The organism is Glutamicibacter sp. MCAF14 (assembly GCF_052114325.1).
Lineage (GTDB): Bacteria > Actinomycetota > Actinomycetes > Actinomycetales > Micrococcaceae > Glutamicibacter > Glutamicibacter arilaitensis.
The window spans coordinates 417,067-440,961 of the sequence record NZ_JBFREO010000003.1; the positions used below are offsets into that span (position 1 = coordinate 417,067).

A 23,895-nucleotide genomic window follows, 5' to 3' on the forward strand; every position below is an offset into this window, starting at 1 on the left:
CCAGTTCACCAGCCACAAAGATTTTTGTAGAAAAGAGAGCATCTAGAATGCAGGTACATAAGTACGACGTAGTCATCGTCGGTGCCGGCGGCGCAGGCATGCGCGCAGCGATCGAATCCGGTCAGCGCGCACGCACCGCAGTGCTAACCAAGCTTTACCCGACCCGCTCGCACACCGGTGCAGCCCAGGGCGGCATGTGCGCAGCACTTGCCAACGTCGAGGAAGACAACTGGGAATGGCACACCTTCGACACCATCAAGGGTGGCGACTACCTGGTTGACCAGGACGCAGCCGAGGTCATGGCCAAGGAAGCCATCGACGCCGTGCTCGACCTGGAAAAGATGGGTCTACCATTCAACCGCACCCCAGAGGGCAAGATCGACCAGCGTCGTTTCGGTGGCCACACCCGCGACCACGGCAAGGCTGCCGTGCGCCGCGCCTGCTACGCAGCTGACCGTACCGGCCACATGATCTTGCAGACCCTGTACCAAAACTGCGTCAAGCACAACGTCGAGTTCTACAACGAGTACTACGTGCTGGACCTGCTGATGGTCGAAGAGGATGCCTACCGCGAGGACGGCACCGCCTACAAGCAGAAGCGCGTTGCCGGCGTCGTGTCCTACGACCTGGCTACCGGCGAACTGCACGTCTTCCAGGCCAAGTCGGTCATCTTCGCTTCGGGCGGCGCGGGCAAGGTCTTCAAGACCACCTCGAACGCTCACACCCTGACCGGTGACGGCATGTCCATCGCTTTCCGCTCGGGTCTGCCACTGGAAGACATGGAGTTCTTCCAGTTCCACCCAACAGGCCTTGCCGGCTTGGGCATCCTGCTCACCGAGGGTGCACGTGGCGAAGGCGCAATTCTGCGTAACTCGGATGGCGAACGCTTCATGGAGCGCTACGCACCGACCATCAAGGACCTGGCACCACGTGACATCGTGGCCCGCGCCATGGCCAACGAAGTGCGCGAAGGCCGCGGCTGCGGTCCTAACAAGGACTACGTGCTGCTGGATTTGACCCACTTGGAACCAGAGCACATCGAATCCAAGCTGCCTGACATCACCGAATTCGCCCGCACCTACCTGGGTGTCGAGCCATTCACCGATCCAGTGCCTGTGTACCCAACCGCGCACTACGCCATGGGCGGCGTGCCAACCAACATCAACACCGAAGTGCTGCAGGACAATGACACCGTCATTCCCGGCCTGTACGCTGCCGGCGAGGTCGCTTGTGTATCGGTCCACGGTTCGAACCGCCTGGGCACCAACTCGCTGCTGGACATCAACGTGTTCGGCAAGCGCGCCGGCGTGGCCGCTGCCGAGTACTCCAAGACCGCCGACTTCGTCGAGCTGCCTCAGAACCCGGAAGCATTCGTCACCGCACAGATCGAAGGCGTGCTCTCGGGCAACGGCACCGAGCGCGTCTCGGACCTGCGTTCGACCCTGCAGGAGACCATGGACGCCAACGTCCAGGTATTCCGCGACGAGCGTTCGCTGAAGGAAGCGCGCGACGTGATCGAAGATCTGCGCATCCGCTACAAGAACATCAGCATCCAGGACAAGGGCAAGCGCTTCAACCTGGATCTGCTCGAAGCCATCGAGCTGGGCTTCCTGCTCGACTTGGCCGAGGTCATCACCGTTGCTGCATTGCACCGCAAGGAATCCCGCGGCGGCCACTACCGCGAGGACTTCCCAGACCGCGACGATGAGAACTTCATGAAGCACTCGATGTCCTACCGTGACGCAGACGCTGTCACCGAGGACATCAAGGGCATCCGCATGGAGACCAAGCCTGTGGTCTTTACCCGTTACCAGCCAATGGAGCGTAAGTACTAATGAGCACCGAACTGCCAGAACCACCGTCAAAGATCGAGCTGAAGCCAGGCGTTGGCGGCGGCGGAGAAATCCCTAGCTTCGACATCACCCTGCGCGTTCGTCGTTACCTCCCAGAGGCCACTGCGGATGCTTACTGGGAAGACTTCAAGCTGACCATGTACGGCACCGACCGTGTGCTGGACGCCCTGCACAAGGTCAAGTGGGAGCAGGACGGCACCCTGTCGTTCCGCCGCTCCTGCGCCCACGGCGTGTGCGGTTCCGATGCCATGCGCATCAACGGCCGCAACCGCCTGGCTTGCAAGACCCTGCTCAAGGACCTGGACACCTCCAAGCCGATCACCGTTGAAGCCATCAAGGGCCTGCCCCTTGAGAAGGACCTCATCGTCGACATGGAACCGTTCTTCCAGTCCTACCGCGAGATCATGCCATTCCTGATCTCCAAGGGCCACGAGCCAACCAAGGAACGCTACCAGTCCGCCGAGGATCGCGAGATCTTCGACGACACCACCAAGTGCATCCTGTGTGCTGCTTGCACCAGCTCCTGCCCGGTGTTCTGGACCGATGGCCAGTACTTCGGCCCGGCCGCGATCGTCAACGCCCACCGCTTCATCTTCGACTCGCGCGATGATGCAGGCGACATGCGCTTGGAGATCCTGAACGACAAGGAAGGCGTGTGGCGCTGCCGCACCACCTTCAACTGCACCGAAGCATGCCCACGCGGCATCCAGGTGACCAAGGCTATCGCCGAGGTCAAGCAGGCAATTCTGGCGCGCACCGTCTAAGGACGCGCCAAGAGGCCCGAACCATTGATGGTTCGGGCCTTTTTGCATCCCTTCAACTCCTCCGCCTCGCGTGGCATGATGGGCAGTACTCGCCCTTTTCCCAATGCACCACAGAACTGAGGAGCAAACATGGCCAGTGAAGAACCCACCTCGACAACCCAAGCAGGAATCCCGGTAGCCAGCGACCGCAACTCGCTGACGGTGGGTGCCAACGGCCCCATCGTGCTGCACGATCATCATCTGGTCGAGACCCTGCAGCATTTCAACCGGATGAATGTTCCCGAGCGCCGCCCGCATGCCAAGGGCTCCGGAGCCTTCGGCGAATTCGAAACCACCGAGGACGTATCCCGGTACACCAAGGCGGCCCTGTTCCAGCCTGGCGTGAAAACCGAAACGCTGATGCGTTTCTCCACCGTTGCCGGCGAGCTAGGCTCTCCCGACACCTGGCGCGATGTGCGCGGCTTCTCGATGAAGTTCTACACTTCCGAGGGCAATTTCGATCTGGTTGGGAACAACACGCCGGTGTTCTTCGTGCGCGACCCGATGAAGTTCCCGCACTTCATCCGCTCCCAGAAGCGGCTGCCCGATTCGGGGCTGCGCGATGGCACCATGCAGTGGGACTTCTGGACGCAGAATCCGGAATCCGCCCACCAGGTCACCTACATCATGGGCCAGCGCGGCCTGCCCAAGACCTGGCGCGAGATGAACGGCTACGGCTCGCACACCTACATGTGGGTCAATGCGGCCGGGGAGAAATTCTGGGTCAAGTACCATTTCTTGAACAAGCAGTCCGAGAAGTTCGAGACCATCCGCGGGGCGCAGGCCGAGGCACTGGCCGGATCCGACGCCGACTTCCACCGTCGCGACCTGTTCGAAGCCATCAGGGCCGGCAATTTCCCCCAGTGGGACCTGTACGTGCAGATCATGCCCTACGAGGAAGCCAAGACCTACCGGTTCAACCCCTTCGACCTGACCAAGGTCTGGTCCAAGAAGGACTATCCGCGCATCAAGGTCGGCACCATGACGCTGAACCGGAACCCGGAGAACTTCTTCGCGCAAATCGAGCAGGCCGCATTCTCCCCCGGGAACATGGTCCCGGGCATGGGGATGAGTCCGGACAAGATGCTGCTGGGACGCAATTTCGCGTACGCGGACGCGCAACGTTATCGCATCGGCACCAACTTCCAGCAGCTGCCGGTGAACAAGCCCAAGTGCCCGGTGAACTCGTATAACTTCGAGGGGAGCATGACCTACGATCACACCGGTGATCGCAGCGTCTACGCGCCGAACTCCTTCGGGGATTCATGGAGCGATGAAACCGGACCGGCGGAGAATTCCTTCGAGTCCGACGGCGAACTGGTCCGCGAGGCCTACACCCTGCGCAAGGACGACGGGGACTTCGTCCAGCCCGGCATCCTGGTCCGAGAGGTGATGGATGATGCCCAGCGCGCCGAACTGGTGGACACCGTCACCGGGGCGCTGGATGGCGTCATCGAGCCGGTGCTGTCCAACGCGATCGCGTACTGGAAGAACATCGATGCCGATACCGGAGCGAAGATCGAGGCCAACGTCCGCCAAAAGTAATTCGCTAGCCGACACGGAAAACGCCAGCCGCGAGGCTGGCGTTTTCTGCAGGGCGAACCAGGCAAGCTAGGAACCCAGCGGGATCTGCTCGCTGAAGTTCCAATCCCCGCCACGGGTATCGAACAAATGGATATGATCCGCTGCGAAGGACAGGTGCGCCTCGCCCAATGCTGCCTGCGCGGCGTCCAGTTGCCGCGCAGGCACGTTCTGCGCGATGGTCAGGTGCGGATGGTAGGCGAAAGCCGATTCGTGCCTCAGTGCGTCGCCGAGCAGCGCGCGGTGCAGCTGCCAGCATTCATCGGCGCCGGTTTCCAGCGGCAGGAAAACCACGTCACTGGCTGGCCGGAAGGTTCGAGCCGGACCCAGCTGGATGCTGAAGGGCTCCACCGTGGCTGCCACCCGGCGCACCTGCGCGGCGGCCTTCTCCCAGGAATTCAGGTACGATCCGGACACCAAGGTGATATGCGGGGCAATTGGCCCGGTGGCCTCTCCCCCGTATTCCTGGCGCCACGCGCGCAGGGTCTCCCGGTGCGGCTGCGGCACCGGGATCACTACGCCCAGGGTGTACTCGAAAGCCATCAGATTCCCAGCGGTGGCAGGAAGCCGACCTTCTGGTAGACATCGGCAACGGTCTTCGATGCGACCTCGCGCGCCTTGGTCGCTCCAACCAGCAGCAGGCGATCCAGCTCGGCGGGATCATCCAGCAGTTCCAAGGTGCGGGTACGGATCGGGGTCAGGCGCTCCACGACAGCTTCTGCCACAGCCACCTTCAAATGCCCGTACATCTTGCCCTCGAACTCGTTGACCAGCTCCGGAACATGCTTGCCGGTCACGGCGGCCAGGATATCCAGCAGGTTCGAAACCCCTGGCTTCTCGGCCTTGTCGTAGGCCACGACGGACCCGGCATCGGTCACGGCGGACTTGATGCGCTTGGCGATCAGCTTCGGCTCATCGAGCACGTTGATCAGGCCAGCCGGGGACTCGGCGGACTTGGACATCTTGGAGGTCGGGTTCTGCAGGTCGTAGATGCGCGCGCCCTCCTTCGGGATGAACGCCTCCGGGACGGTGAAGGTCTGCCCAAAACGGTGGTTGAAGCGCTTGGCCAGGTCGCGGGCCAGCTCCACGTGCTGGCGCTGGTCATCGCCCACTGGAACGCCTTCCGGCTGGTAGAGCAGGATGTCTGCAGCCATCAGGACCGGGTAGGTGAACAACCCGACGCTGGCGGCATCCGCGCCGCCCTTGGAGGACTTGTCCTTGAACTGGGTCATGCGGCTGGCTTCGCCAAAACCGGTGATGCAGTTGAAGACCCACGCCAGCTGAGCGTGCTCGGGAACCTGCGACTGGACGAACAGGGTGGACTTGTCCAGGTCGATGCCGCCGGCGATGAACTGCGCGGCGGTCTTGCGGGTGCGGGCCCGCAGCTCGGCCGGTGCCTGCGGCGTGGTAATCGCGTGCATATCCGGGATGAAGAAGAATGCTTCGTGGTCATCCTGGGTCTTGACCCAGTTGACCAATGCGCCCAGATAGTTGCCAAGATGCAGCGAATCTCCCGAAGGCTGCATTCCTGAAAGTACGCGGGGACGGGTTGTTTCCATGGTTTTCCTTAGAACTGGTAGTCGACGACCAGCGGTGCATGGTCGGAGAAGCGCAAATCGTAGGCCGAGGCACGGTCTACGTGGGACTTGATGGCTTTGGCGGCGAGTGCCGGGGTGGCCATGTGGTAGTCGATACGCCAACCGGCATCGTTGTCGAAGGCCTGTCCGCGGAAAGACCACCAGGTGTACGGTCCCTGCACGTCGCCGGCCAGCTCGCGAGCCACATCCTTGTAGCCGATTTCCGGGCCGAAGAATCCGTCGAAGTAGGCGATTTCCTCGTCCATGACGCCGGCGCGCTTGTTATGGTTCGGCTTCCAGTTCTTGATGTCCTTCTGCGTGTGCACGACGTTCAAATCGCCCACCACCAGGACGTGGTCCTTCTCGTTCTTCAGTTCGACCAGGCGCACGTTCATGCGCTGCAGGAAGCGGTACTTGTCCTCCTGCTTCTGGGTGCCCAGCTCGCCGGAGTGGACGTAGGCCGAGACGACGGTGAAGACCTCGCCGTTGACTTCGAAGTCCGCTTCGACCCAGCGGCCGGATTCGGCGAAGTAGTCCTCGCCGATGTGCTCGCGCACGGCTACCGGCTCGGTCCGCGAGAGGACGGCGACCCCTGCGCGGCCCTTGTCCTTGGCCTCGGCATGCAGAATATGCCAACCCTCGCCAATCAGGTCGCGCAGGATCTTATCCGGTGCGCGTACTTCCTGCAGGCACAGGATGTCCACGTCACGGGCGGCGATCCAGTCCGCCATGTTGCGCTTGTAGGCCGCGCGAATGCCGTTGACGTTGACCGACGCGACGCGCAGCGCGCCGGCGTCCTTGTTGAGAATTTCCACACTGGTAGGTATCACTGTTCCAGCTTACAAAATTAAGCGTTCGATTACGCGCTGATCTGGCCTGCGCCCAAACACGGGCAACGAAAAAGGGCAACGCTTTCGCGTTGCCCTGGTCAGTTAGTCGATGATTTCGCCATCCATCGGCTTGGCCGGCTTGATCATGTCCCGCGCATTCGTCGCGGTCATCTGTATTGTCTCCAGCGCCCGGTCGATCATGCCCTCGTAGTCCTCGCCCTTCGCCTCGCGCTGCTCGGCAATCACGCGGGCCTGGACCTGGACGATCTTGAACGAGTGGTCCAGCTTCATGTCGCGCTGGCTGGTGGACTCGTCAACCACCACGGTGCCTGGCTGGGCGCGCGGGGTAGCCGCCGCGGTGGCTTCGCGCAGCGAGTTGTTGATCTTGTCCGCGCCTCGCTTGAGGCCGAACATCATGAATGCGGCCAGCAGCAGCCAACCGGCGGAGATGACGACAACGAACCAGCCGACGATCTCATTGGAGTTGGCAGCGAATACCACTGCCACCAGAAGGACGATGACCATGACGGACATTGCCAAAGTTGATGCGTTCAGGGTGACTTTCCTGCCCTGCTTCGCGCTGCTGCCTAGAGGTTCCATGCCGTCAATTCTCGCATCATTACCCCGCTTCAAGCCAATTGGAACCGTGCCCTTTCGCCCACAGCGTGGCTAGCTGAGCAAGCTGTGCAGATCCTGCCCAGAAAGGCATGCGCGAATCAGCAGGTATCCACCGATGCCCACCACCCAACCAAGGGTTTCCTGGGCGTAGGCCGAGGCTTTGGCCCCCATCTTCTGCATCCAGGCTTCGATGCGCGGGCCGGCGAGCGCAAGGGCGCCAACCAGCACCAACGCCGGGACGATCATCACCAGGCAGTAGCCGATCAGCGCGAGCAGCTGCAAACCGGTGCCCCAGCCGGCGCCCTGCATGACGCCTACGGCGGCGAGGTAGGGAAGCATCGTGGGAAGTTCCAAGAGGCCCGCGAACAGGGCCAGGGCAATCAGCCCGGTGCGGGTATCCAGCGCAGCGCCCAGGCGGCTGCGCAAGCGCCGCGGCACCTGTTCGGTTGCGTCCGCCGGGCTCGGTGCCGGTGTTCCGGGTGCCGCGCCGCTATGCGCGATGGCTTTCTTCCGTGCGCTGGCTTCCTTCTGCGCATCGGTGCGGTAGGTGAGCGCCCAGATGATCATCAGCGCCCCGACCGCCATTCCGGCCAGCCGGAAGAACCGGTGCTCGAAGATGCCGGGATCGATGAGCAGCAACCCGCTGCGCAGCAGCACCCCGATGACCCAGTAGAATCCGGCGATCACCAGCAGGTAGGCCAGGACCTTGGCAATGGCTTCGCGGCGCCCCCTAAGCAGCAGCCACAGCGGAATGACCAGGGTGCCGATGCTGGTCGAGTCGATCAGCGCCAGGATGAGAAGGGATAGTTCGGGATTGCTCGTCATGATGTCCATGGCTTCCACTGTTCCGCGGCCTGCCGATTCGCGGTATCGGCCAGTGGGCTGCGCCTTCTCCTCCTTAAGGGGGATACCGGCGGGCAGCCAGTTCGGGGATGCTGGAAGCATGAACTTCATTCGGCGGATGGGCAGCGGAGACAAGGAACCCGAGGTCGTCGGCACCTATCTGGTGCTCACCGCCATCTTGCATCTTTCGGGACTGGCCAATCCCCCATGGTTCGCGATCCGCGGATACGAGTGGATCCCCCTGCTGCTCATCGGCTTGGCCGCCGTGCTGGTCCGTCGCCGTTTTCTCGTAGCCAGCTCCGTGGCCATGCTGCTCGCCGGCGCCGGCCTGCTGGCCGTGGGCAGCATCGGCGGATACTTCCTGGTCTTCGAGTGCGTCTTCGGGTTGTTCCTGCTCGGTTCGGTGCGCATGCGGACGGTGGCACTGGCGCTGCTGTGCCTGGCCGCCATCTCGCTGGCCATCGCCACCTGGCTGGTCACCGGGAATCCGCAGGAGGTGGTGCTGGCCTTGTTCATGGCCGGCTTCATCCTGTTCACCCCGATGCTCTGGGCGGAGAATGTGCGCACCGCCAAGGAGCTGGCCAAGGCCGAAGCCCAGCGGGCAGAGGCGGTCCAGTCGGCGGCCGATGCCCGCGAGGACCAACTTGTCGCCGAGCACGACTTTTCTCGCGTCCAGGAGCGCACTGCGTTGGCCCGCGAGATGCATGACGTGCTCTCGGCCCGGTTCTCGTCGATCGCTCTGCTCTCCGGCGCCCTGCTTCCGGCCGCACCCCAGGAGGTGCGGGCTCCGTTGCAGAGCATCCGCGATGAGTCGGTGTCCGGCTTGGAAGACATGGCCGCAATGGTGCGGATGCTGCATGCCGGCGGCCCTGCGCTGCAGGCCCGGATCGAGGATCTGCCCGAGCTGGTGGCCGGATTCGGCAGCCCGGTGCGCTGGGAGTACCGGGTGGCGCATCCGCAGCGCTTCGGCCCGGCGGTGCATACCGCCGCGCACCGCACGGTCTGCGAGCTGCTGGTCAACCACGCCAAGCATGCCCCGGGCACTACCCTGGAACTGAGCGTGATCCAGGACAAGGGCCTGGCGATCACGGCGAGCAATGGCCTGCGGTCGAATGCCAGCCGCGCCCCCGGAGCGGGGACCGGGCTGGAGAATATCCGGACCCGAGTCGCCGCGCTCGATGGGCGGTTCGAGGTGCGCACCGGCACGGATTTCGAAGTGCACGTCGAATTCCCGGGCCCAGCCGAAGCAACGGAGAAGCCATGAAAGTCCTGATCGTCGATGACCATGCCACCGTGCGGATGGGGATCCGGCTGGTATTGCAGGCCGCGGAAGACCTGGAAGTGGTGGGCGAAGCGGCCGACGGGCGATCGGCCATTTCCATGGCCCGTGCCCTATCCCCCGATGTCATCCTGATGGACCTGCGCATGCCGGTGCTCGATGGCATCGAGGCCACCAAGGCGCTGCATGGCAGCTGCCGCGTCGTGGTGCTCACGACCTTCGATGACGACCAGTACCTTTTTGGCGCGCTGCAGGCCGGGGCGCACGGGTTCCTGCTCAAGAGCGTCGAACCGCAGGCGATCATCATGGGCGTGCGTGCCGCCGGCCGCGGCGAATCCGTGCTGGATCCGCAGGTGACCTCGCGGATTCTGGCCCGGGCGCTGGCGCCGGAGCCCGGCACCGCGAAGCTGCCTGATGGCTTGACCGGCAGGGAACGCGAGGTGCTCGACGGGCTGGCCGAAGGGCTGAGCAACCCGCAATTGGCGCAGCGGCTGGGCATCGGGCAGAGCACCGTGAAGACGCATGTCTCCCAGGTGCTGGCCAAGCTCGGGGTCTCGACCCGGCTGCAGGCGGCGAAGATCGCCTACGCGGCTACCAGCTCACCAGGCAGAACGGGTGGTCCTGCGGGTCCAGATAGACCCTGAAGGTCTTCGACCCTTCCCCGGTCCAGCGCGCACCAAGGTGCAGCACCTGTTCTTCGGCCAGGTCCAAATCCTTGACCTTCACATCGATGTGCGCCTGCTGCGGGTGCACATGCCCGGGCCACTGCGGGGCCACATACGGGCTGACCGCCTGGAAGGCGAGCGCAGGATGGTCCGGTGCATCGCCAATGGAAACCCAGTCGGGCTCGTTGTCGATGCGCACCATCCCGAGGAGCTGTTCATAGAATCCGGCCAGTGCATCGGGGTCCTCGCAGTCGATGACCATGGCCTGCCACGTGCCAATCATGTGGCCATTATGCGCGCTGCAGGTGTTCGCGTCTACCAGGACTCAGCCATTGCGCAGGTGCAGTGGTCGATCAACGCCTGGACGCGCGCGGGAATGCGCACCCCGCGCGGGGTGATGGCCACAACCGCATTCGGGTAGTTGGGAGCCTTGAGCTCGCGGAAGGCCAGCGGGCGGCCCTCGATGGAGACCTCGGCATTGTTCGGGCGGCGCATGAGCAGCCCGTAGCCCAGGCCGCGGCCCACCATCGCGGAGACCAAGATCATCTGCGGGACCGAGGCGGCGATCCTGGGCTGCAGGCCCTGGGAGGCGAAGAGCTGCTTCTGGTGCTCGGTACTCGGGTCGGACTCGTAGATGATCAGCGATTCGTCGACCAGGTCGGCCAGTTCCAGCGGCCGGGCGAGCTTGGCCAGCCGGTGCTCGGGATGCAGCACCACCTGCATCTCGGTCTGGTAGATCTGCTGCTTGTCAATATCGGCGGGCAGCTGCAGGTCGTAGACGAAAGCAACGTCGATCTCGCCCTCGCGCAGGGCCGGCAGCAAGTCCTCGTGGGTGCCCACGCGCACATCGAGCTGCACCTCGGGGTGGTCGAACCCTTCCAGCGTGGCCGGGATCAGGTGCGGCGAGAGCGAAGCGAAGCAGCCGAAGCGCACCGGTCCGCGCAATGTTCCTTCGGTTTGCGGGAATGTTGCACGCAATTCACCGACATCGGAAAGGATCTTCCGGGCCATGGCGGCGAAGTGCTGCCCCGAGGCGGTGAGCCGGATCCCGTGGGCCTTGCGCCGCAGGCACAAGGTCTCCCCGGCATGCTTCTCGATGGCGGTAATTGCCTGCGACAAGGCCGATTCCGAGATCCTCAATTCGCTGGCCGCCGAACCGAGCGTGCTGTGGACGGGCAGTTCAGCCATGATTTCCAGATGGCGCATCGAATACATAAGCCGACCTTCAGAAGTATTGCAGACATTTGAAGTTTACCTTACTTGTGCTTGGTGCCACACTGGAGTGACCCAAAACTCAGGTGCCAGTGATTGACGCCTCGGTACCACTCGCAAGGGAAGCACTATGACACAACCCAAGGCCGCCAAGGCCAACCAGCGCCGCGTAGCTTTCGCGACGGTCATCGGAACCACCGTGGAGTGGTACGACTTCTTCATCTACGCCACCGCAGCAGGCCTGGTCTTCAGCCAGCTGTTCTTCGAACCAGCAGGCCAGGAGATCGCGCTGCTGATCTCCTTCGCCTCGGTCGGCCTGTCCTTCCTCTTCCGCCCGCTGGGCGCATTCCTGGCCGGGCACTTCGGCGACAAGATCGGCCGCCGCGCGATGCTGGTCCTGACCCTGGCGCTGATGGGTGCAGCCACCACGCTGATCGGCGTGCTGCCGACCTACGAGACCGCGGGCATCTGGGCACCGATCCTGCTGTTGCTGCTGCGCATCCTGCAGGGCATCTCCGCCGGCGGCGAATGGGGCGGCGCGGTGCTGATGGCCGTGGAGCACGCACCCGAAGGCGGCCGCGGCCGTGCCGGGTCCTACCCGCAGGTCGGCGTGCCACTGGGCATGCTGCTGGCTTCGGGCACCATGGCGCTGATGACCGGGGTGATCTCCCCCGGCGATGCGTTCCTCGAATGGGGCTGGCGCGTTCCGTTCCTGGTGTCGATTATCCTGATCGCCGTCGGCTACTTCGTGCGCCGTTCGGTGGACGAGTCCCCGGTCTTCGAGGAAATCAACGAGCACAAGGCGCAGACCGCTGTGCCGATCCTGGTGCTGTTCAAGAAGCACTGGCCACTGGTGCTCATTGCCGCGCTGGTCTTCGCCGGCAACAACGCCGCAGGCTACATGACCACCGGCGGCTTCTTCCAGGCCTACACCACGAACCCCGAGGGGCCGGTCGGGCTGGAGCGCACCGACGTGCTCATCGCAGTGGCCTTCGGCGCCGCCGTCTGGCTGGTCATGACCCTGGTGGCCGGATACCTCGCCGACAGGATCGGGCGCAAGCGCACCTACCAGCTGGGCTTCATCATCCTTGCCGCTTCCCTTTTCCCGGTCTTCGCGCTGGTGAACTCGGGCTCGCTGGTCCTGCTGTATGCGGCCTTCGGCCTGTTCTCCATCGGGCTGGGGCTGACCTACGGCCCGCAGGCGGCACTGTACTCGGAGCTGTTCCCGGCTTCGGTACGCTTCTCCGGCGTATCGATCTCCTACGCGATCGGCGCGATCGTCGGCGGCGCGTTCGCCCCGACCATCGCCCAGGCGCTGGTGCAGGCGACCGGAGGAACCACCGCGGTGGCGATCTACCTGCTGGTTGTCGTCACAATTTCCTTCACCGCGGTCAGCATGATCCGCGACCGCTCGGGCATCGACCTGTCCTTCCGCAACCAAGCGGAGCAGGAAGTCGGCGCGCTGGTCTTCGACAAGCGCCGTGCTGATGCGGTGAAGGCGACCCAAGACGCCTAGAAGCCAAGCCTCTAGGGGTGGTCCGTTCCCTCTGGGGACGGGCCACCGCTCTTTTCCAGAAGCGCGAATGCCCTCCCCGATGCAAATGGCCTGTTCCCAAAGTGGGAACAGGCCATTTCTCATGCCCAATGGGCTGTTTTACTTGGCGTTGCGCTCGGCGGCCTCGACCACGTTGTTCAGCAGCATGGCGCGGGTCATCGGGCCCACGCCGCCCGGGTTGGGCGAAATCCACGAGGCAACCTCGGCAGCAGCCGGATCCACGTCGCCGGTGACCTTGCCATCCACGCGGGAAACGCCCACGTCCAGCACGATCGCGCCTTCCTTGATGGCGTCGGCCTTGATGATGTGCGGCACGCCGGCGGCGGCGATGACGACATCGGCCTGGGCCAGCAGCTCGGGAAGATTGGTGGTGCCGGTGTGCGCCAGGGTCACGGTCGCGTTCACGTCGCGGCGGGTCAGCAGCAGGCCGACCGGGCGGCCGATGGTCACGCCGCGGCCCAGGACCAGCACGTGCTTGCCGTTCAGGTCGATATCGTGGCGGGCCAGCAGCTCCACGCAGCCCAGCGGGGTGCATGGCAGCGGGGAGGCCATCGGGCGGTTGACGTTGGCGACCAGGCGGCCCAGGTTCATCGGGTGCAGGCCGTCGGCATCCTTGGCCGGATCCATGGCTTCGAGGATCACGTCCGTATCAATGTGCTTGGGCAGCGGCAGCTGCACGATGTAGCCGGTGCAAGCAGGGTTCTCGTTCAGCTCGCGCACCTTGGCCAGCAGCTCATCTTGGGTGGTTTCCTCGGGCAGGTCCACGCGGATCGACTCGATGCCCACTTCGGCGCAGTCCTTGTGCTTGCCGCCGACGTACCAGGCAGAGCCCGGATCGTTGCCGACCAGGATGGTGCCCAATCCGGTGGTGTGCCCGGCAGCCTTGAGCTTGGCCACGCGTTCGGCCAGTTCCTGCTTGATGGCGGCGGCGGTGGCCTTGCCGTCGAGAATGCGTGCGCTCACGCTGTTCCTTCCGTAGGTGCCCTGTTCCCAAGGCGGGTGGTGTGCAAACCCAGGCGCGCGGCTCACACGATTAGCTCCCTGGTGGTTACCCACCTAACGCCAGTCACGCGTTCCAGTGTAGCGAAAATGGTCTCGGGAATGTCTTTGAAGTGTGCAGGGTTACCTTAGAGGTGTACTCGACAATCGTGATCGGCGCAGGGCAAGCCGGGCTTGCCGCCGCCTACCATCTGGCCAAGCGCGGCATCGACTTCTTGGTGCTCGATGCGAACCCAGCACCAGGCGGGGCCTGGCAGCACCGTTGGGATACCCTCACGTTGGGCGATGCGCATCATATCCACCCCTTGCCCGATTTCCCGCTTGAGGTGCAGGATTCCACCCGACCTGCCTCGCAGGTGGTGTCCGAATACTATGCGGAATACGAACAGCGCTTCGCGTTGCCGGTACGCCACGGCGCCCCGGTGACCTCGGTCCAGCAGGACGGCGAGCACTTCGTGGTGCACGCCGATGCGGATTACCGGGCGCGCACCATCATCAACGCCACCGGCACCTGGTCCAATCCGTTCGGGCCGGTCTACCCCGGGCATTTCGATGGTCCGCAGGTACACACAAATGGCTTCGTCTCCCCGCAGCAATTCGCCGGGCAGCGCGTTTTGGTGGTCGGGGCCGGCGCCAGTGCGACCCAGTTCATCGTGCAGTTGCGCGCTGCCGGCGTGGATACCCTGTGGTCCACGCGCAGCGCACCGGACTGGCGCAACGTTCCCACCGGTGCCGAATGGGGCCAGGAAGTGGAGCGCCAAGTCAACGAGCGCACCAGTGCGGGACTGCCTCCGAAGTCGGTGGTGGGCACCACCGGGTTGCTGCTCACCGAGAAGATGCGTGCCGGGATCGCCTCTGGGGAGCTGGTTTCGCGGGGGAAGATCGACCATCTGGAATCCGACGCCGTCGTCTTCTCCGACGGGTCACGCGAAAAGATCGATGCGATCCTATGGGCGACCGGTTTCCGGCATGCCCACCGGCATTTGCGCGATCTGAAACTGCACACGGCTCAAGGCGGCATCCTGATGGAGGACGGGGTGGCCGCCGTGGCGGTGCCCGGGCTGTTCTTCGTCGGCTATGGCGCGTCGGCTTCGACTTTGGGTGCTACCCGGGCCGGGAGGAAGGCCGCGCTGGCGGCGGCGCACTCCGTTCAGCGGCTCGCGGCAAGCGCAACGTAGCTCACGGAATTGGCAGAACATCGCTGGCGGGCGCTACCTTAGAATCCATGAACCAGTACATCGTCACCCTATCTTGCATCGACCGCCCCGGCATCGTCCACGCCATTTCCGGAGGTCTGCTGGGTGCCGGTTGCAATATCACCGAGTCCCAGCAGTTCCTCTCGCCTGAAACCGGCACCTTCTTCATGCGCATCGAGGTAGCCACCGAGCAGTCCCTGGAGCAGATCCGCGCGGGGCTCGCGCCCATCCGCGACGATTTCCACATGTCCCTCCGTGTGGACGATGGCGCCAAGCGCACCCGCACCATGATCATGTGTTCCAAGGCCGGGCATGCGCTCAACGACCTGCTGTTCGCCCAGCGTGCTGGCACCTTGCCCATCGATGTGCCGGTGATCGTCTCCAACCACCTGGATCTGAAGCCGATGGCCGATTTCTACGGGGTGGACTTCGTGCACCTGCCGGTGACCAAGGAGAACAAGTCCCAGGCCGAGGCTGAGCTGCTCAAGCTCGCCGAGGACTACGGCATCGAACTGGTGGTGCTTGCCCGCTACATGCAGATCCTTTCGGATTCGCTCTGCGAGCGCATGGAAGGCCGAGTCATCAACATCCACCATTCCTTCCTGCCTTCCTTCAAGGGTGCCAAGCCCTACCACCAGGCCTACGCCCGCGGCGTGAAGCTGATCGGTGCCACCGCGCACTACGTCACCGCGGACCTGGATGAAGGTCCGATCATCGACCAGGAAGTCACCCACGTCTCGCACACCCGCACCGCCGAACAGCTTGTTGAGCTGGGCCGCAGCGTGGAAGGACGGACGCTGACCCGCGCCGTGCAGTGGCATGCTGAGCACCGGGTGATGCTCGACGGCCAGCGCACCATCGTCTTCTCCTAGGCATGGACTACGCAGCGCTGGCCGTCGTCACCCTGCTGGTTGCCGCCTCGGCGTGCTGGCCATTGCTCAGGGCGTCAAGCAAGCGCCGCAAGGCGTTGAAGGCCCAGGCGCCGCAGCTGCCGGAGCACCATCGGCCGCGCTACTGGCAATCTCTCGCCGGAGATCCGCTGGCTTTCCCTCTGGCCATGAGCAGCGGCTATGCACTGTGCCGAGGGGCGAACCTCGATGCCTTCCTCTTCCCTGACCCGGAAGAAGAACGGATTATCCTGGCCGAAGCGTGGGGGATCTTCGATGCCGGGGATGCCGTCCAGGAGCTCTGGTCCTTGCTGTCCCAAGGGCATCGCTCTGGCTGGCAACAGTCCCGAAAGCTGGTTAATGCCGGCGGAGCTGCTCTGGCCCAGCAGCGCAAGATGCTTGGCAGCCGGGCGCGGACGTCTGCGGAGGCGCGCGAAGAATTGCTGTCGCTGCGCCGGTTGCAGCGCAATGAGCGCGGCGTGCAGGAACTGGACTTCCTGGCGTGGGATCTTTCACGCGCCGTCATGGTCGCCCGCTCCGCGGCCACCTGCGGCTTCTTGGATCAACGCGTAGCCCAGGACGTCGCCTTGCAGGCAGCGTCGTATGCCCAGCAAACTTATGGTTCGTGGGATGAATTCGCGAAAGCATTCGATACCGCGCGCTGGTTCTGGCGCGCGCAGCAGGATAGCGCGCTGGATGATGCTCACGACGTGCATCGGACGCAGGTGCTCACCAGCCCTGAGGGCCCTTTCGTACAAGTGGATTTCAACGCACCGGTACCGACCAGCCAGCTGCTGCTCCTCGATGCAGCGCAGGAACTGGGACTATCGTTGCGCGCGGGCGAGGAGGATCGGGACTGGCTGCGTGCACTGGTGGCCGCAGCCCGCTCGCGGACTTGAGATCTTCGGTAGTGAACTCGCCGTAGCAATGCTTGGCCATTACAGTAGGTGAAATGACGCACATCATTACCATTGACGGCGCGACCCCGAAGGTCGGCCAGGACGTTTTCGTAGCCCCTACCGCCACCTTGAGCGGCGATGTCGAACTGGCTGACCGTGCCAGCGCCTTCTACGGTGTTTCCGTGCGCGGCGATTCGGCGCCGATTCGCGTAGGCGAAGGCACCAACTTGCAGGACAATGTCGTGCTGCACGCCGATGAAGGTTTTCCTTGCACCCTGGGTGCTGGCATCTCGGTAGGCCACTCGGCAGTGGTGCACGGCGCCAGCGTAGGTGATGGCTGCCTAATCGGCATGAGCGCCACCGTCATGAACGGTGCCGTCATCGGCGAGCAGTCGCTGGTTGCTGCTGGTGCACTGGTGCTGGAAGGCACGCAGGTTCCACCGCGTTCGCTGGTTGCCGGTGTCCCTGCCAAGGTCCGCCGCGAGCTGAGCGATGAAGAAGTCGCCGGCTTGAAGACCAACGCTGACCACTATCTCGTGCTGGCTGCCAAACATCTGGAAGCCAACGCCTAGAGTTTTCAAGGTCCTGGAAGCGCACTGTTTCCAGGACCTTTTCGCATTACGCATGGGGCGCGGTGGTCAGGGCTGGGCGATTTCTACGTCCAGCAACCCCGCACGCCACCGCGCAGTGGTCTCCTCCGCCAACGCCTCAGCCTCCAACGCCTCGGCCGGAGTCATGAAATACGTATTGACCCGCAACTTCTGCTCCGGATCCAACTCCCGCGGCAACAGCACCATCGGCCGACTCCCAAGGATCTTCACTGCCTGGAACAAGCCGCAATGCCGCGCCGTATGATGAATCAAGCAATTGAGCACCGCAGACTTGATATCAGTGCGCCCGCCCTTCTCCCACGGATCCAAATGATCCGCCTCGCACCGCTGCGCCGGCATGCTGCACCCAGGATATGAACACCCCGATAAACCGCCCGCAAAGCACGGACTTGCGCCTTGGAGAACAGTCGTTGGGTCCGCCCCAGATCCAAGGGCAGGCTCTTGCCATTGAGCACCACCGGCAAAATCCCCGCAGTGCACAGCGCTGTCCTGGCCTCGCCCGGGGACAGCAGGATCCCCGAGGACGTCACCGCGAAATCCTCCATTTTCTGTTGCAGCTTCTCCCAATCCAAAATGATGCTCACCTGCGAACTGGCAAACCCCGCCTGCTGGTCCGGCGGGCTCCCATTCGGTTTCCGTTCGCTCATCAGCAAAGCCATGAAACCAACGAGCCGCCGCCGCTCAGGTTTCAAATCCTCCCATTTACCGCTTGCCAGCTCCGGTTCGGAACTATCACCTTCTTGTTGATGACCATCATCTTCTGGTTGGTGATCCTCGTCTTCCCCTTCTGGCCGATGACCGTCCCCTTGGGAACGGGGATCCTCTGCGTCTGGATTGAGTCCTTCTCCCGGCGGGTCATCCTCGATGCCCTCGACGTCCTCGTCATCGGGTCTGCCTTTCGCCCAATCCGGTTTGCTGTCCTCATCATCCCAGCCACTAGTTTCCTCACCGGTGAACTGGGCATCCACGCCTTTCAACCCCTGCCGGTTCCCGGCAACGGTGGAAGGATTATCCAGATTCGCGAAATACGCCTCGATATATGCGGATTGCGAAGGGAGAACACGGATGAGGTATTCGACAACCCCTTTGCGCATCCCGCGCTTGAAGATCCCGATACCATCCAGCAGTGCTTTGAGCGGGCGCTTGCCGGCCTTCACCTGCGCGACCAGGTCGTTGATGTGCTTGCGCGCCGATTTCGGCTCCGACCGCAGGAACGCCGCGGACTCGGCCTGCAGCTGCTGCTTCTTCGCTTCAGCGGCTTTCCCTTCGCCCAGGTCCTTGCGCACCGAATGCAGCTTCATCGCCGCCGAGGCGACCAGCCGCGGATCAATGTTCGAGTCCTGGAACTGTGCAGCGAGCTCGGGCAACCACGGGGCAGTTGGTTCTCCTGCTTCGTCCACGCCACTGAGCAGGCAGTCGGCCTGCACCAACCGGGCGGCAGCGGTGCTGCGCGGGATATCCAGCCATCCGGTCATCAACCCTTTGGCATCCTTGAAATGCGTGCGCCCCGTGGTGGTGCGCCCCTTCGCCGCATCGATCTCCTCGATGGTGGGGTCGGGCCCGAGGTCCGTGATGGCCTGGAAGGATTCCTGGTCCAGCTTGTGCGCGCCGGTGCTCCGCAGTGCGGCAGCCGCGTGGACCTGGGTGCGGGTGAGTTCTTGGGCCATGTCTTCGGTGAGCAGCGCGAAATAAGCGGCCTGGCCTGCCGTGAGATCCGCTTGGGCCAGGCGCCGGGTCGCTGAAGCGGCCAACGCTTTGGCGTCGGCCAGGTCCTTCAGTGCTTGCGCGATGTCTGTGCTCATGGGAACCAGCATGCGCCGCAGATAAGGATCTGCGGGGCATGACTGTGCGGACTGTGGGCAAACCTTGGTTATCGACATCCGTTGGAACTCATAGGACGCCGTTCGCGCTCCTAGAGTCCGCGTTCCACCTGTAGCCACAACTCGCAGGTAGCGGTGCTGAAATCTTCGGCTCGTTCCAGCACCGCCACCATGGACGGGCCCTCGCGTAGCACCCACGGATTCGATGGGAACCACTGCTTTGCGGTGGAAGCCCAGACCTCCTGCAAAGCCGCTGGATACGGACCGGAGGTACGGAACACCGCCCATGTACCGGCAGGCACCGTGATGGCATACAAGTCTTCCGGCACCGATCCGTCCAGCACCCCGACACCGTGCAGGTAAGTCAGCTCGGATCCTTCCGTATAATCGGTCTCTAGATTGGAGGCGATCTGGAGCAGGTCGGCAGGTTCGGTGTTGCCCAATTCATTGAGCCTGTCATGCTCGCTGATCGGAAGCGAAGCAATATGCGCCTGGATCTTTGGGTTGGCTCCTTCATGGACCAACGGCACACGGGCTGGGTGGCCCACCAGTTTGAATTCCGGGCGTTCAACAATTCGGGCATCCGTGGCGACGATCCCCTCGACGGTCAGGCTGAACCTGAGTATTGTTTGGCTTCGAAGGGGTCGACCTGCACAGCGGGCTTCGCCCGGGCTGGCATCATGCGGCGCACGTTGCACACGGTGGTACCCGAGCCCTCCAGCAATTGGCCAAAATCTATTTCCGCATCAAGCTCCTGTTCGATCTGATCCATGAGCCGATTCAGAATTCCGATCATGTTCCCACCCTTCGCCATCAACTATCCCGAGGGGAGGCATCGTGGCGCCCGACTTTCGCGGTTCGTTCCGATCAGCTAGTCCGATGACGCCAGCTTGCGACAGTAGCCAATACGGGCGCATCGCTGCAAGAACTACTGTGCACCGTTTCCTGCCTTTCCTCGCCAGTCGGCTCCCGCAAGACAAAGTATCCCGGTTCTAGGCGACGTCGGCGCTGTTGCCGGTGGCTGGATCTGCTCAGCCGTCTTCGGTGAAGGAGTGGATCAGTTCTGGTCCTTATCCAGTTGGCTTCTGGCCATCAGCGGTTCGTTGATCGTACTGGTCATTTGGGGAGTGCTCACGCGCAAGCATGCCTAACTGCACCTGCAGAGCAACGGTCCACCACGGAATCGCGGTGGACCGCTGCTCTGCGAGGAAGCGCATCTGGCATGCCTGCGCCGGATGTTCATTGACGAGAATCAGACTCGAAGTCCCGATCCCGAGCCGAATCGACCCCGGGGCCAGCGTCCGCTTCTTTGGCGGAAGACTCGCCCTGTTCGAGCTCGTCAGTACTGTGCTCGTGAATCGTCTCCCGCAGACCCTCGACCTCCTTGGCTCGCCGCTCCCAGTATTCCGGCTCCAAACCGAAGCCATTGGCCGCCTCTTCGGCCATCCTCTTGAAACCATCTCGATGGTCCTCTAGAGCGTTATTCAGATCTTCGAACTCGTCATGGCTGACACTGACGTCAAGGTGCTTTCGTCGCATTTGCATCATCCTAACTTGTTAGACAGGCTAAATAATTTTGATGCTCCCACCCTACGGCCCCGGGTTATCCATGGCAGTAGCCATAAGCCTTTCCCCAGAAACCCGGAAATGGGCTCTTTCGCACATCTGGCACTCACCCGACAAATGCCCTAGCCGACCAGCCAGGGTCGCCCCCCGCGGCAAGACTAGCAGTCAAGCCGTCAGCCAGGTCACGCGCCGTGGGCGAATCACATGCCCTGCGCCTTGCGCCTACCGCGAAGGCAGGGCACTCTCCCTCACCGCGCCCTTCCCCGCGGATGGCCGGCTTGGCTCGTCATCGCTCTCGACACTGCGGATCATAGCCTCCAGGAACTTGGCTGCCGCGCCCCGCTCGTCCTCGGAGAGCGTGCCCACGGCATCCCTCATCTGCTCATGCATCCGATGCAGCGTTCCTCGAACTTCCGTATCGCTGTAATCCGTGGGCACAATTCCCACAGACCGCCGATCCGCAGGATGCACGACACGCTCGGCATACCCATCGCGGCATAACCGGTCGATCAATACCGACACCGAAGCATTGGAGATCCCCAGTTCCTCAGCAAAATCCCGCTGGCGGGGAGTCACCCCTTTGCGGTGCGCGGCGAGCAGGAATCGCAGCGCGGACATATCGGTCTCGTTCATCCCCATCGAGCCGCGGGTCGCAGCTCGCATCCTGCGCTCGGCCTCACGGTACCTGCGCATCAGATTCAGCAAATCCACTGCCTCGGGCACCGAACCGCCCTCGCCATACCAGTACCCGCTGGCTTGATAGCTGCTCATGAGAAGAACTCCTTCCGCCGGATACGAACGCCATGCCCGCAACCCCGGGGGCTTCCAATGCCCCTTTTTCCGCGAGGTCCAGCTTGCCTAACATCGAAAAATTAATGTAACCTAGCTAATAGTTAGCCTGTCTAAAGATATTCTACTACGAAACAGCTATCAGTACCGGAGTGAAAGATGAGAGAATCCTTAGCAGTTCCCGTAGAAACCTCCCCGCAGCAAGGCAGCGCGTGGAGCACGCGAATCCAGAAGATCGCCACCTTCGCCTCTGAACAGTGCCGGAGCCGGGATACCGTGCATTCAGCAATGTGCACTATTACCGGCTCCCCGGAGCAGCTGGTCATCAACTTGGCATGCACGGCAAAAAGCGAAGACCAGGTGCCCGAGTTGATGCAGTACGTCAACGACACCCTCATGCCGCAGATGGAAAGCGCGCTCGGTGTCCGATTCGAGGTGAAGAATCTGCAGTTCGCCGTCGCGGGCAAGGAGAGCCTGCTCGCAGCACCAGAGCACGCACCCGAGGCCGAACTCCCCGCGCATTGGCTCGATCAGCCTTTCACCGCACCGAAGCAGACCCCCACCCCCGGGTCAGGGCTCGAACCTGCCAGTTCGGGAAGTCAATCAGATGCATCCCCTGCAGATTTGAGCATGGCCTAGGACCTGCAACGCCCGCCGCCCGCCAAGAGCGGCAGCACCAAAACGAAAGGACCTTTCCAAAGCGCATCCCGCTGCGGAGCCTTACGTCAATATCGCTATTTTCATGAGCAGTGCAAGAAAGGGAAGTATCTAAAATGCCAGGTCGAATCGTACGAACCCGAACCGCAGTCAGAGTCGCTGATTTTCTCGCCACCCGTGAAGGCAAAGCCCACCTGTCCGGCTACGGCTGGGCGCAGGGAATGCCGATCGTCATGACCCAGCCGGCCGAAACGCTCAACGATGCCATGGGAATGGCATCGATCCATGGCCGCGCAGTGCTGGTGGCCATGCTCGATCCGCAGACCGAGGAACTTCACATGATGCATGTCACCGTCCCCCAAGCAGCACTGAAAGTCACCAAAGCCTGCGCTGATCGACTCACCATGGGAGAGTTCTTCGAACGCCTGTCGACCGATCTCATTGCTGAGTTCCGTGTGAAATTCTGGAAGAACACCGCCGTCGCCCACAAGATCCCGGCCTGCCCCGCGATGCAATCGCGAACCACCCCAGCGGCTCGATACCCGATGCCAGCACACCAGCCTGGAGCCGAGCCCGTCTCGGCGGGCACTAGCAGGTAAACACCTTAGCCCCGGTTCTGGCTCACTCCCCTGGCCAGCCACCCAATACCCCCGTGGAACGGCTGGCGAGCCAGAACCGGGCTCCGTCTGGGGCTAGTTGTTGGCCTCGGTCCTCTATCCAGGTTTGCGGATACCAGGACCCGTCACAACTCAGCGGCCAGAAACAGGTCCCGAAACCGTGTTGGCATCACCCATGAAGCGAGGACGTTCCCATTTCGTAGCCTTCGAACCGGACTCTTCTGCCTGCCAGTCCCCTTTCAATGACGCCTTCTCGTGAAAGGCGTCAAGAAATGCTCACCATCAGCACGGAAAGTTACCTGGGACACAGCATCCGCTTCAATCAACTGCCGACTTTCATCGGAAGGTCGGCAATTGAGCATTTCAGGACGGATTCGATGAGCTCAGCGAAAAATTTATCCCCTACCGAGTTGTGCTCGATATTGACCGCGAAGACGACAGCTGCTGCCTCTTCGAGGCGCTCCAGCATTACCGTCGATACCTTTCAGCACAGGAGCACCAACAGCCCGACCTGCACAGCATGCGCCGGCTACTCGACATGGTTGACGCAGCCTGGCTGAACTCCGCGAACGTGACCGATAGAAACTAGCAGCACGAGCCTTGCTCGATTCTTCTCCGCGAAGGAATCTCAGAACAAGCTGATCATTCTTTGGGCTATCACCCGCGAACTAGCTCTTCATTTAGAGCAACACTCAACTGTCGGGTATCCATATGAGGGAATTGCGCGTACCGTCGAAAGAACACTCCGCGATAGTACCCGTGGCAAACCCGGCACCTGCACCATCCACGACAACGCATCGCGGCAGGGCTCTAACTGGAAATACCGCACGAGCCGCAAGAGCGGAGGCCCGCCATGTCCATCCACAGCCTAAGATCCCACACCGCTGAGCACGTCAAGCATATCCTTGGCTCCCGCCAAGCCCGCATCCATCTGGCCTCCTACGGCTGAAGGGAAGGGATGCCCATCGTCCTGGCACAACCCCACGAACGACTCGATGACGTCATGGGACTGGTCTCCATCCACGGACGATCCGCAGT

The 23,895-nt window shown here is 62.8% G+C and carries 25 protein-coding genes, 2 pseudogenes and 1 riboswitch; of the genes and pseudogenes, 14 read left to right on the forward strand and 13 right to left on the reverse strand.

What is annotated here, in order from left to right; all coding sequences use genetic code 11:
• Window positions 1–47: 47 nt before the first annotated feature.
• The 3 genes from sdhA to AB4Y71_RS07335 all read left to right on the forward strand — a co-directional run bounded on the left by sdhA (window position 48) and on the right by AB4Y71_RS07335 (window position 4,201).
• Window positions 48–1,835: a succinate dehydrogenase flavoprotein subunit gene (sdhA, locus tag AB4Y71_RS07325; RefSeq protein ID WP_102598274.1), complete on the forward strand. Its 1,788-nt coding sequence runs from the start codon at window positions 48–50 to the stop codon at window positions 1,833–1,835.
• A complete protein-coding gene (locus AB4Y71_RS07330; protein ID WP_134780744.1) occupies window positions 1,835–2,617 on the forward strand; it encodes a succinate dehydrogenase iron-sulfur subunit in 783 nt (260 codons plus the stop codon). Before sdhA ends, AB4Y71_RS07330 begins: the two co-directional genes overlap by 1 nt.
• A gap of 129 nt (window positions 2,618–2,746) precedes the next feature.
• Window positions 2,747–4,201 (forward strand): catalase, encoded by a 1,455-nt coding sequence (locus AB4Y71_RS07335; RefSeq protein WP_441719162.1) that lies wholly within the window; start codon window positions 2,747–2,749, stop codon window positions 4,199–4,201.
• A 66-nt stretch (window positions 4,202–4,267) separates the two neighbouring features.
• On the opposite strand, the gene AB4Y71_RS07340 is transcribed toward AB4Y71_RS07335, so the two are convergent.
• The 5 genes from AB4Y71_RS07340 to AB4Y71_RS07360 form a co-directional block, all read right to left on the reverse strand.
• Window positions 4,268–4,780 carry a 2'-5' RNA ligase family protein gene (locus AB4Y71_RS07340; RefSeq protein ID WP_134780742.1) on the reverse strand — a complete coding sequence of 171 codons (513 nt, stop codon included), beginning with the start codon at window positions 4,778–4,780 and terminating at the stop codon, window positions 4,268–4,270.
• Window positions 4,780–5,796 (reverse strand): tryptophan--tRNA ligase, encoded by a 1,017-nt coding sequence (trpS, locus tag AB4Y71_RS07345; protein WP_441719165.1) that lies wholly within the window; start codon window positions 5,794–5,796, stop codon window positions 4,780–4,782. The genes AB4Y71_RS07340 and trpS overlap by 1 nt, the downstream gene beginning before the upstream one ends.
• Window positions 5,797–5,804: 8 nt before the next feature.
• A complete protein-coding gene (locus AB4Y71_RS07350) occupies window positions 5,805–6,644 on the reverse strand; it encodes an exodeoxyribonuclease III (RefSeq protein WP_441719167.1) in 840 nt (279 codons plus the stop codon).
• A gap of 102 nt (window positions 6,645–6,746) precedes the next feature.
• Window positions 6,747–7,244 (reverse strand): hypothetical protein, encoded by a 498-nt coding sequence (locus AB4Y71_RS07355; protein ID WP_013348085.1) that lies wholly within the window; start codon window positions 7,242–7,244, stop codon window positions 6,747–6,749.
• 69 nt (window positions 7,245–7,313) lie between these two features.
• Window positions 7,314–8,207, reverse strand: a complete 894-nt coding sequence (locus AB4Y71_RS07360; protein ID WP_441719170.1) for a GAP family protein — start codon at window positions 8,205–8,207, stop codon at window positions 7,314–7,316.
• On the opposite strand from AB4Y71_RS07360, the gene AB4Y71_RS07365 reads away from it, so the two are divergent.
• Entirely contained in the window at window positions 8,206–9,369 is a 1,164-nt protein-coding gene (locus AB4Y71_RS07365) for a sensor histidine kinase (RefSeq protein ID WP_441719173.1), read from the forward strand. The genes AB4Y71_RS07360 and AB4Y71_RS07365 overlap by 2 nt on opposite strands.
• On the forward strand, window positions 9,366–10,028 hold the full coding sequence (locus AB4Y71_RS07370; RefSeq protein WP_441719176.1) for a response regulator: 663 nt from the start codon (window positions 9,366–9,368) through the stop codon (window positions 10,026–10,028). The genes AB4Y71_RS07365 and AB4Y71_RS07370 overlap by 4 nt, the downstream gene beginning before the upstream one ends.
• On the opposite strand, the gene AB4Y71_RS07375 is transcribed toward AB4Y71_RS07370, so the two are convergent.
• Window positions 9,976–10,332, reverse strand: coding sequence for a VOC family protein (locus tag AB4Y71_RS07375; protein ID WP_013348081.1), 357 nt, complete (start codon window positions 10,330–10,332; stop codon window positions 9,976–9,978). The genes AB4Y71_RS07370 and AB4Y71_RS07375 overlap by 53 nt on opposite strands.
• 32 nt (window positions 10,333–10,364) lie before the next feature.
• On the reverse strand, window positions 10,365–11,264 hold the full coding sequence (locus AB4Y71_RS07380; RefSeq protein ID WP_417367257.1) for a LysR family transcriptional regulator: 900 nt from the start codon (window positions 11,262–11,264) through the stop codon (window positions 10,365–10,367).
• 127 nt (window positions 11,265–11,391) lie between these two features.
• Here AB4Y71_RS07380 and AB4Y71_RS07385 point away from each other — a divergent pair, with 127 nt between their 5' ends.
• Window positions 11,392–12,777 carry an MFS transporter gene (locus tag AB4Y71_RS07385; RefSeq protein ID WP_441719179.1) on the forward strand — a complete coding sequence of 462 codons (1,386 nt, stop codon included), beginning with the start codon at window positions 11,392–11,394 and terminating at the stop codon, window positions 12,775–12,777.
• Between the two features lie 138 nt (window positions 12,778–12,915).
• Here the strand turns inward: AB4Y71_RS07385 and AB4Y71_RS07390 are convergent, their stop codons facing one another.
• Entirely contained in the window at window positions 12,916–13,779 is an 864-nt protein-coding gene (locus tag AB4Y71_RS07390) for a bifunctional methylenetetrahydrofolate dehydrogenase/methenyltetrahydrofolate cyclohydrolase (protein ID WP_441719182.1), read from the reverse strand.
• Between the two features lie 40 nt (window positions 13,780–13,819).
• Window positions 13,820–13,896, reverse strand: a riboswitch (ZMP/ZTP riboswitch).
• 53 nt (window positions 13,897–13,949) lie between these two features.
• Here AB4Y71_RS07390 and AB4Y71_RS07395 point away from each other — a divergent pair.
• The 5 genes from AB4Y71_RS07395 to AB4Y71_RS07415 are packed head-to-tail and all read left to right on the forward strand — an operon-like array spanning window position 13,950 to window position 17,652.
• Window positions 13,950–14,993 carry a flavin-containing monooxygenase gene (locus AB4Y71_RS07395; protein WP_441719184.1) on the forward strand — a complete coding sequence of 348 codons (1,044 nt, stop codon included), beginning with the start codon at window positions 13,950–13,952 and terminating at the stop codon, window positions 14,991–14,993.
• Between the two features lie 47 nt (window positions 14,994–15,040).
• The gene (gene purU, locus AB4Y71_RS07400) at window positions 15,041–15,883 is read left to right on the forward strand and encodes a formyltetrahydrofolate deformylase (RefSeq protein WP_441719186.1); all 843 of its coding nucleotides are present in this window, start codon (window positions 15,041–15,043) and stop codon (window positions 15,881–15,883) included.
• Window positions 15,884–15,885: 2 nt separating this feature from the next.
• A complete protein-coding gene (locus tag AB4Y71_RS07405; RefSeq protein WP_441719188.1) occupies window positions 15,886–16,797 on the forward strand; it encodes a DUF1266 domain-containing protein in 912 nt (303 codons plus the stop codon).
• 53 nt (window positions 16,798–16,850) lie between these two features.
• Window positions 16,851–17,369 carry a gamma carbonic anhydrase family protein gene (locus AB4Y71_RS07410; RefSeq protein WP_440101439.1) on the forward strand — a complete coding sequence of 173 codons (519 nt, stop codon included), beginning with the start codon at window positions 16,851–16,853 and terminating at the stop codon, window positions 17,367–17,369.
• A 52-nt stretch (window positions 17,370–17,421) separates the two neighbouring features.
• Window positions 17,422–17,652 carry a hypothetical protein gene (locus AB4Y71_RS07415; protein ID WP_441719191.1) on the forward strand — a complete coding sequence of 77 codons (231 nt, stop codon included), beginning with the start codon at window positions 17,422–17,424 and terminating at the stop codon, window positions 17,650–17,652.
• A gap of 4 nt (window positions 17,653–17,656) precedes the next feature.
• Here the strand turns inward: AB4Y71_RS07415 and AB4Y71_RS07420 are convergent, their stop codons facing one another.
• Complete coding sequence (locus AB4Y71_RS07420; protein WP_441719193.1) at window positions 17,657–19,222, reverse strand: DUF222 domain-containing protein; 1,566 nt, start codon at window positions 19,220–19,222, stop codon at window positions 17,657–17,659.
• Between the two features lie 98 nt (window positions 19,223–19,320).
• Window positions 19,321–19,935: pseudogene (locus AB4Y71_RS07425) on the reverse strand (GyrI-like domain-containing protein); the annotation flags it as partial.
• A gap of 282 nt (window positions 19,936–20,217) precedes the next feature.
• Between AB4Y71_RS07425 and AB4Y71_RS07430 the strand changes: the two are divergent.
• Window positions 20,218–20,379: pseudogene (locus AB4Y71_RS07430) on the forward strand (GlsB/YeaQ/YmgE family stress response membrane protein); the annotation flags it as partial.
• An 88-nt stretch (window positions 20,380–20,467) separates the two neighbouring features.
• Here the strand turns inward: AB4Y71_RS07430 and AB4Y71_RS07435 are convergent.
• Window positions 20,468–20,767 carry a hypothetical protein gene (locus AB4Y71_RS07435; RefSeq protein ID WP_400291312.1) on the reverse strand — a complete coding sequence of 100 codons (300 nt, stop codon included), beginning with the start codon at window positions 20,765–20,767 and terminating at the stop codon, window positions 20,468–20,470.
• A gap of 249 nt (window positions 20,768–21,016) precedes the next feature.
• Window positions 21,017–21,565 (reverse strand): MarR family winged helix-turn-helix transcriptional regulator, encoded by a 549-nt coding sequence (locus AB4Y71_RS07440; RefSeq protein WP_441719196.1) that lies wholly within the window; start codon window positions 21,563–21,565, stop codon window positions 21,017–21,019.
• 177 nt (window positions 21,566–21,742) lie between these two features.
• Between AB4Y71_RS07440 and AB4Y71_RS07445 the strand changes: the two genes are divergently transcribed.
• Together AB4Y71_RS07445 and AB4Y71_RS07450 are read left to right on the forward strand one after the other, a co-directional pair.
• The gene (locus AB4Y71_RS07445; protein WP_441719198.1) at window positions 21,743–22,222 is read left to right on the forward strand and encodes a hypothetical protein; all 480 of its coding nucleotides are present in this window, start codon (window positions 21,743–21,745) and stop codon (window positions 22,220–22,222) included.
• A gap of 134 nt (window positions 22,223–22,356) precedes the next feature.
• On the forward strand, window positions 22,357–22,839 hold the full coding sequence (locus AB4Y71_RS07450) for a hypothetical protein (protein WP_441719201.1): 483 nt from the start codon (window positions 22,357–22,359) through the stop codon (window positions 22,837–22,839).
• 340 nt (window positions 22,840–23,179) lie between these two features.
• On the opposite strand, the gene AB4Y71_RS07455 is transcribed toward AB4Y71_RS07450, so the two are convergent.
• Complete coding sequence (locus tag AB4Y71_RS07455) at window positions 23,180–23,326, reverse strand: hypothetical protein (RefSeq protein WP_441719203.1); 147 nt, start codon at window positions 23,324–23,326, stop codon at window positions 23,180–23,182.
• Between the last annotated feature and the right edge of the window lie 569 nt (window positions 23,327–23,895).

Bases quoted from the DNA above. Each gene is read 5' to 3' on its own strand.
- AB4Y71_RS07380 (WP_417367257.1), bottom strand. From the start codon at position 11,264: ATGTATTCGATGCGCCATCTGGAAATCATGGCTGAACTGCCCGTCCAC.
- AB4Y71_RS07385 (WP_441719179.1), top strand. From the start codon at position 11,392: ATGACACAACCCAAGGCCGCCAAGGCCAACCAGCGCCGCGTAGCTTTC.
- AB4Y71_RS07405 (WP_441719188.1), top strand. From the start codon at position 15,886: ATGGACTACGCAGCGCTGGCCGTCGTCACCCTGCTGGTTGCCGCCTCG.
- AB4Y71_RS07440 (WP_441719196.1), bottom strand. From the start codon at position 21,565: ATGAGCAGCTATCAAGCCAGCGGGTACTGGTATGGCGAGGGCGGTTCG.
- purU (WP_441719186.1), top strand. From the start codon at position 15,041: ATGAACCAGTACATCGTCACCCTATCTTGCATCGACCGCCCCGGCATC.
- AB4Y71_RS07370 (WP_441719176.1), top strand. From the start codon at position 9,366: ATGAAAGTCCTGATCGTCGATGACCATGCCACCGTGCGGATGGGGATC.
- sdhA (WP_102598274.1), top strand. From the start codon at position 48: ATGCAGGTACATAAGTACGACGTAGTCATCGTCGGTGCCGGCGGCGCA.
- AB4Y71_RS07330 (WP_134780744.1), top strand. From the start codon at position 1,835: ATGAGCACCGAACTGCCAGAACCACCGTCAAAGATCGAGCTGAAGCCA.
- AB4Y71_RS07410 (WP_440101439.1), top strand. From the start codon at position 16,851: ATGACGCACATCATTACCATTGACGGCGCGACCCCGAAGGTCGGCCAG.
- AB4Y71_RS07435 (WP_400291312.1), bottom strand. From the start codon at position 20,767: ATGCGACGAAAGCACCTTGACGTCAGTGTCAGCCATGACGAGTTCGAA.
- AB4Y71_RS07335 (WP_441719162.1), top strand. From the start codon at position 2,747: ATGGCCAGTGAAGAACCCACCTCGACAACCCAAGCAGGAATCCCGGTA.
- AB4Y71_RS07415 (WP_441719191.1), top strand. From the start codon at position 17,422: ATGGGGCGCGGTGGTCAGGGCTGGGCGATTTCTACGTCCAGCAACCCC.
- AB4Y71_RS07445 (WP_441719198.1), top strand. From the start codon at position 21,743: ATGAGAGAATCCTTAGCAGTTCCCGTAGAAACCTCCCCGCAGCAAGGC.
- AB4Y71_RS07360 (WP_441719170.1), bottom strand. From the start codon at position 8,207: ATGCTTCCAGCATCCCCGAACTGGCTGCCCGCCGGTATCCCCCTTAAG.
- AB4Y71_RS07420 (WP_441719193.1), bottom strand. From the start codon at position 19,222: ATGCTGGTTCCCATGAGCACAGACATCGCGCAAGCACTGAAGGACCTG.
- AB4Y71_RS07455 (WP_441719203.1), bottom strand. From the start codon at position 23,326: ATGCTGGAGCGCCTCGAAGAGGCAGCAGCTGTCGTCTTCGCGGTCAAT.
- trpS (WP_441719165.1), bottom strand. From the start codon at position 5,796: ATGGAAACAACCCGTCCCCGCGTACTTTCAGGAATGCAGCCTTCGGGA.
- AB4Y71_RS07340 (WP_134780742.1), bottom strand. From the start codon at position 4,780: ATGGCTTTCGAGTACACCCTGGGCGTAGTGATCCCGGTGCCGCAGCCG.
- AB4Y71_RS07375 (WP_013348081.1), bottom strand. From the start codon at position 10,332: ATGATTGGCACGTGGCAGGCCATGGTCATCGACTGCGAGGACCCCGAT.
- AB4Y71_RS07355 (WP_013348085.1), bottom strand. From the start codon at position 7,244: ATGGAACCTCTAGGCAGCAGCGCGAAGCAGGGCAGGAAAGTCACCCTG.
- AB4Y71_RS07450 (WP_441719201.1), top strand. From the start codon at position 22,357: ATGCCAGGTCGAATCGTACGAACCCGAACCGCAGTCAGAGTCGCTGAT.
- AB4Y71_RS07365 (WP_441719173.1), top strand. From the start codon at position 8,206: ATGAACTTCATTCGGCGGATGGGCAGCGGAGACAAGGAACCCGAGGTC.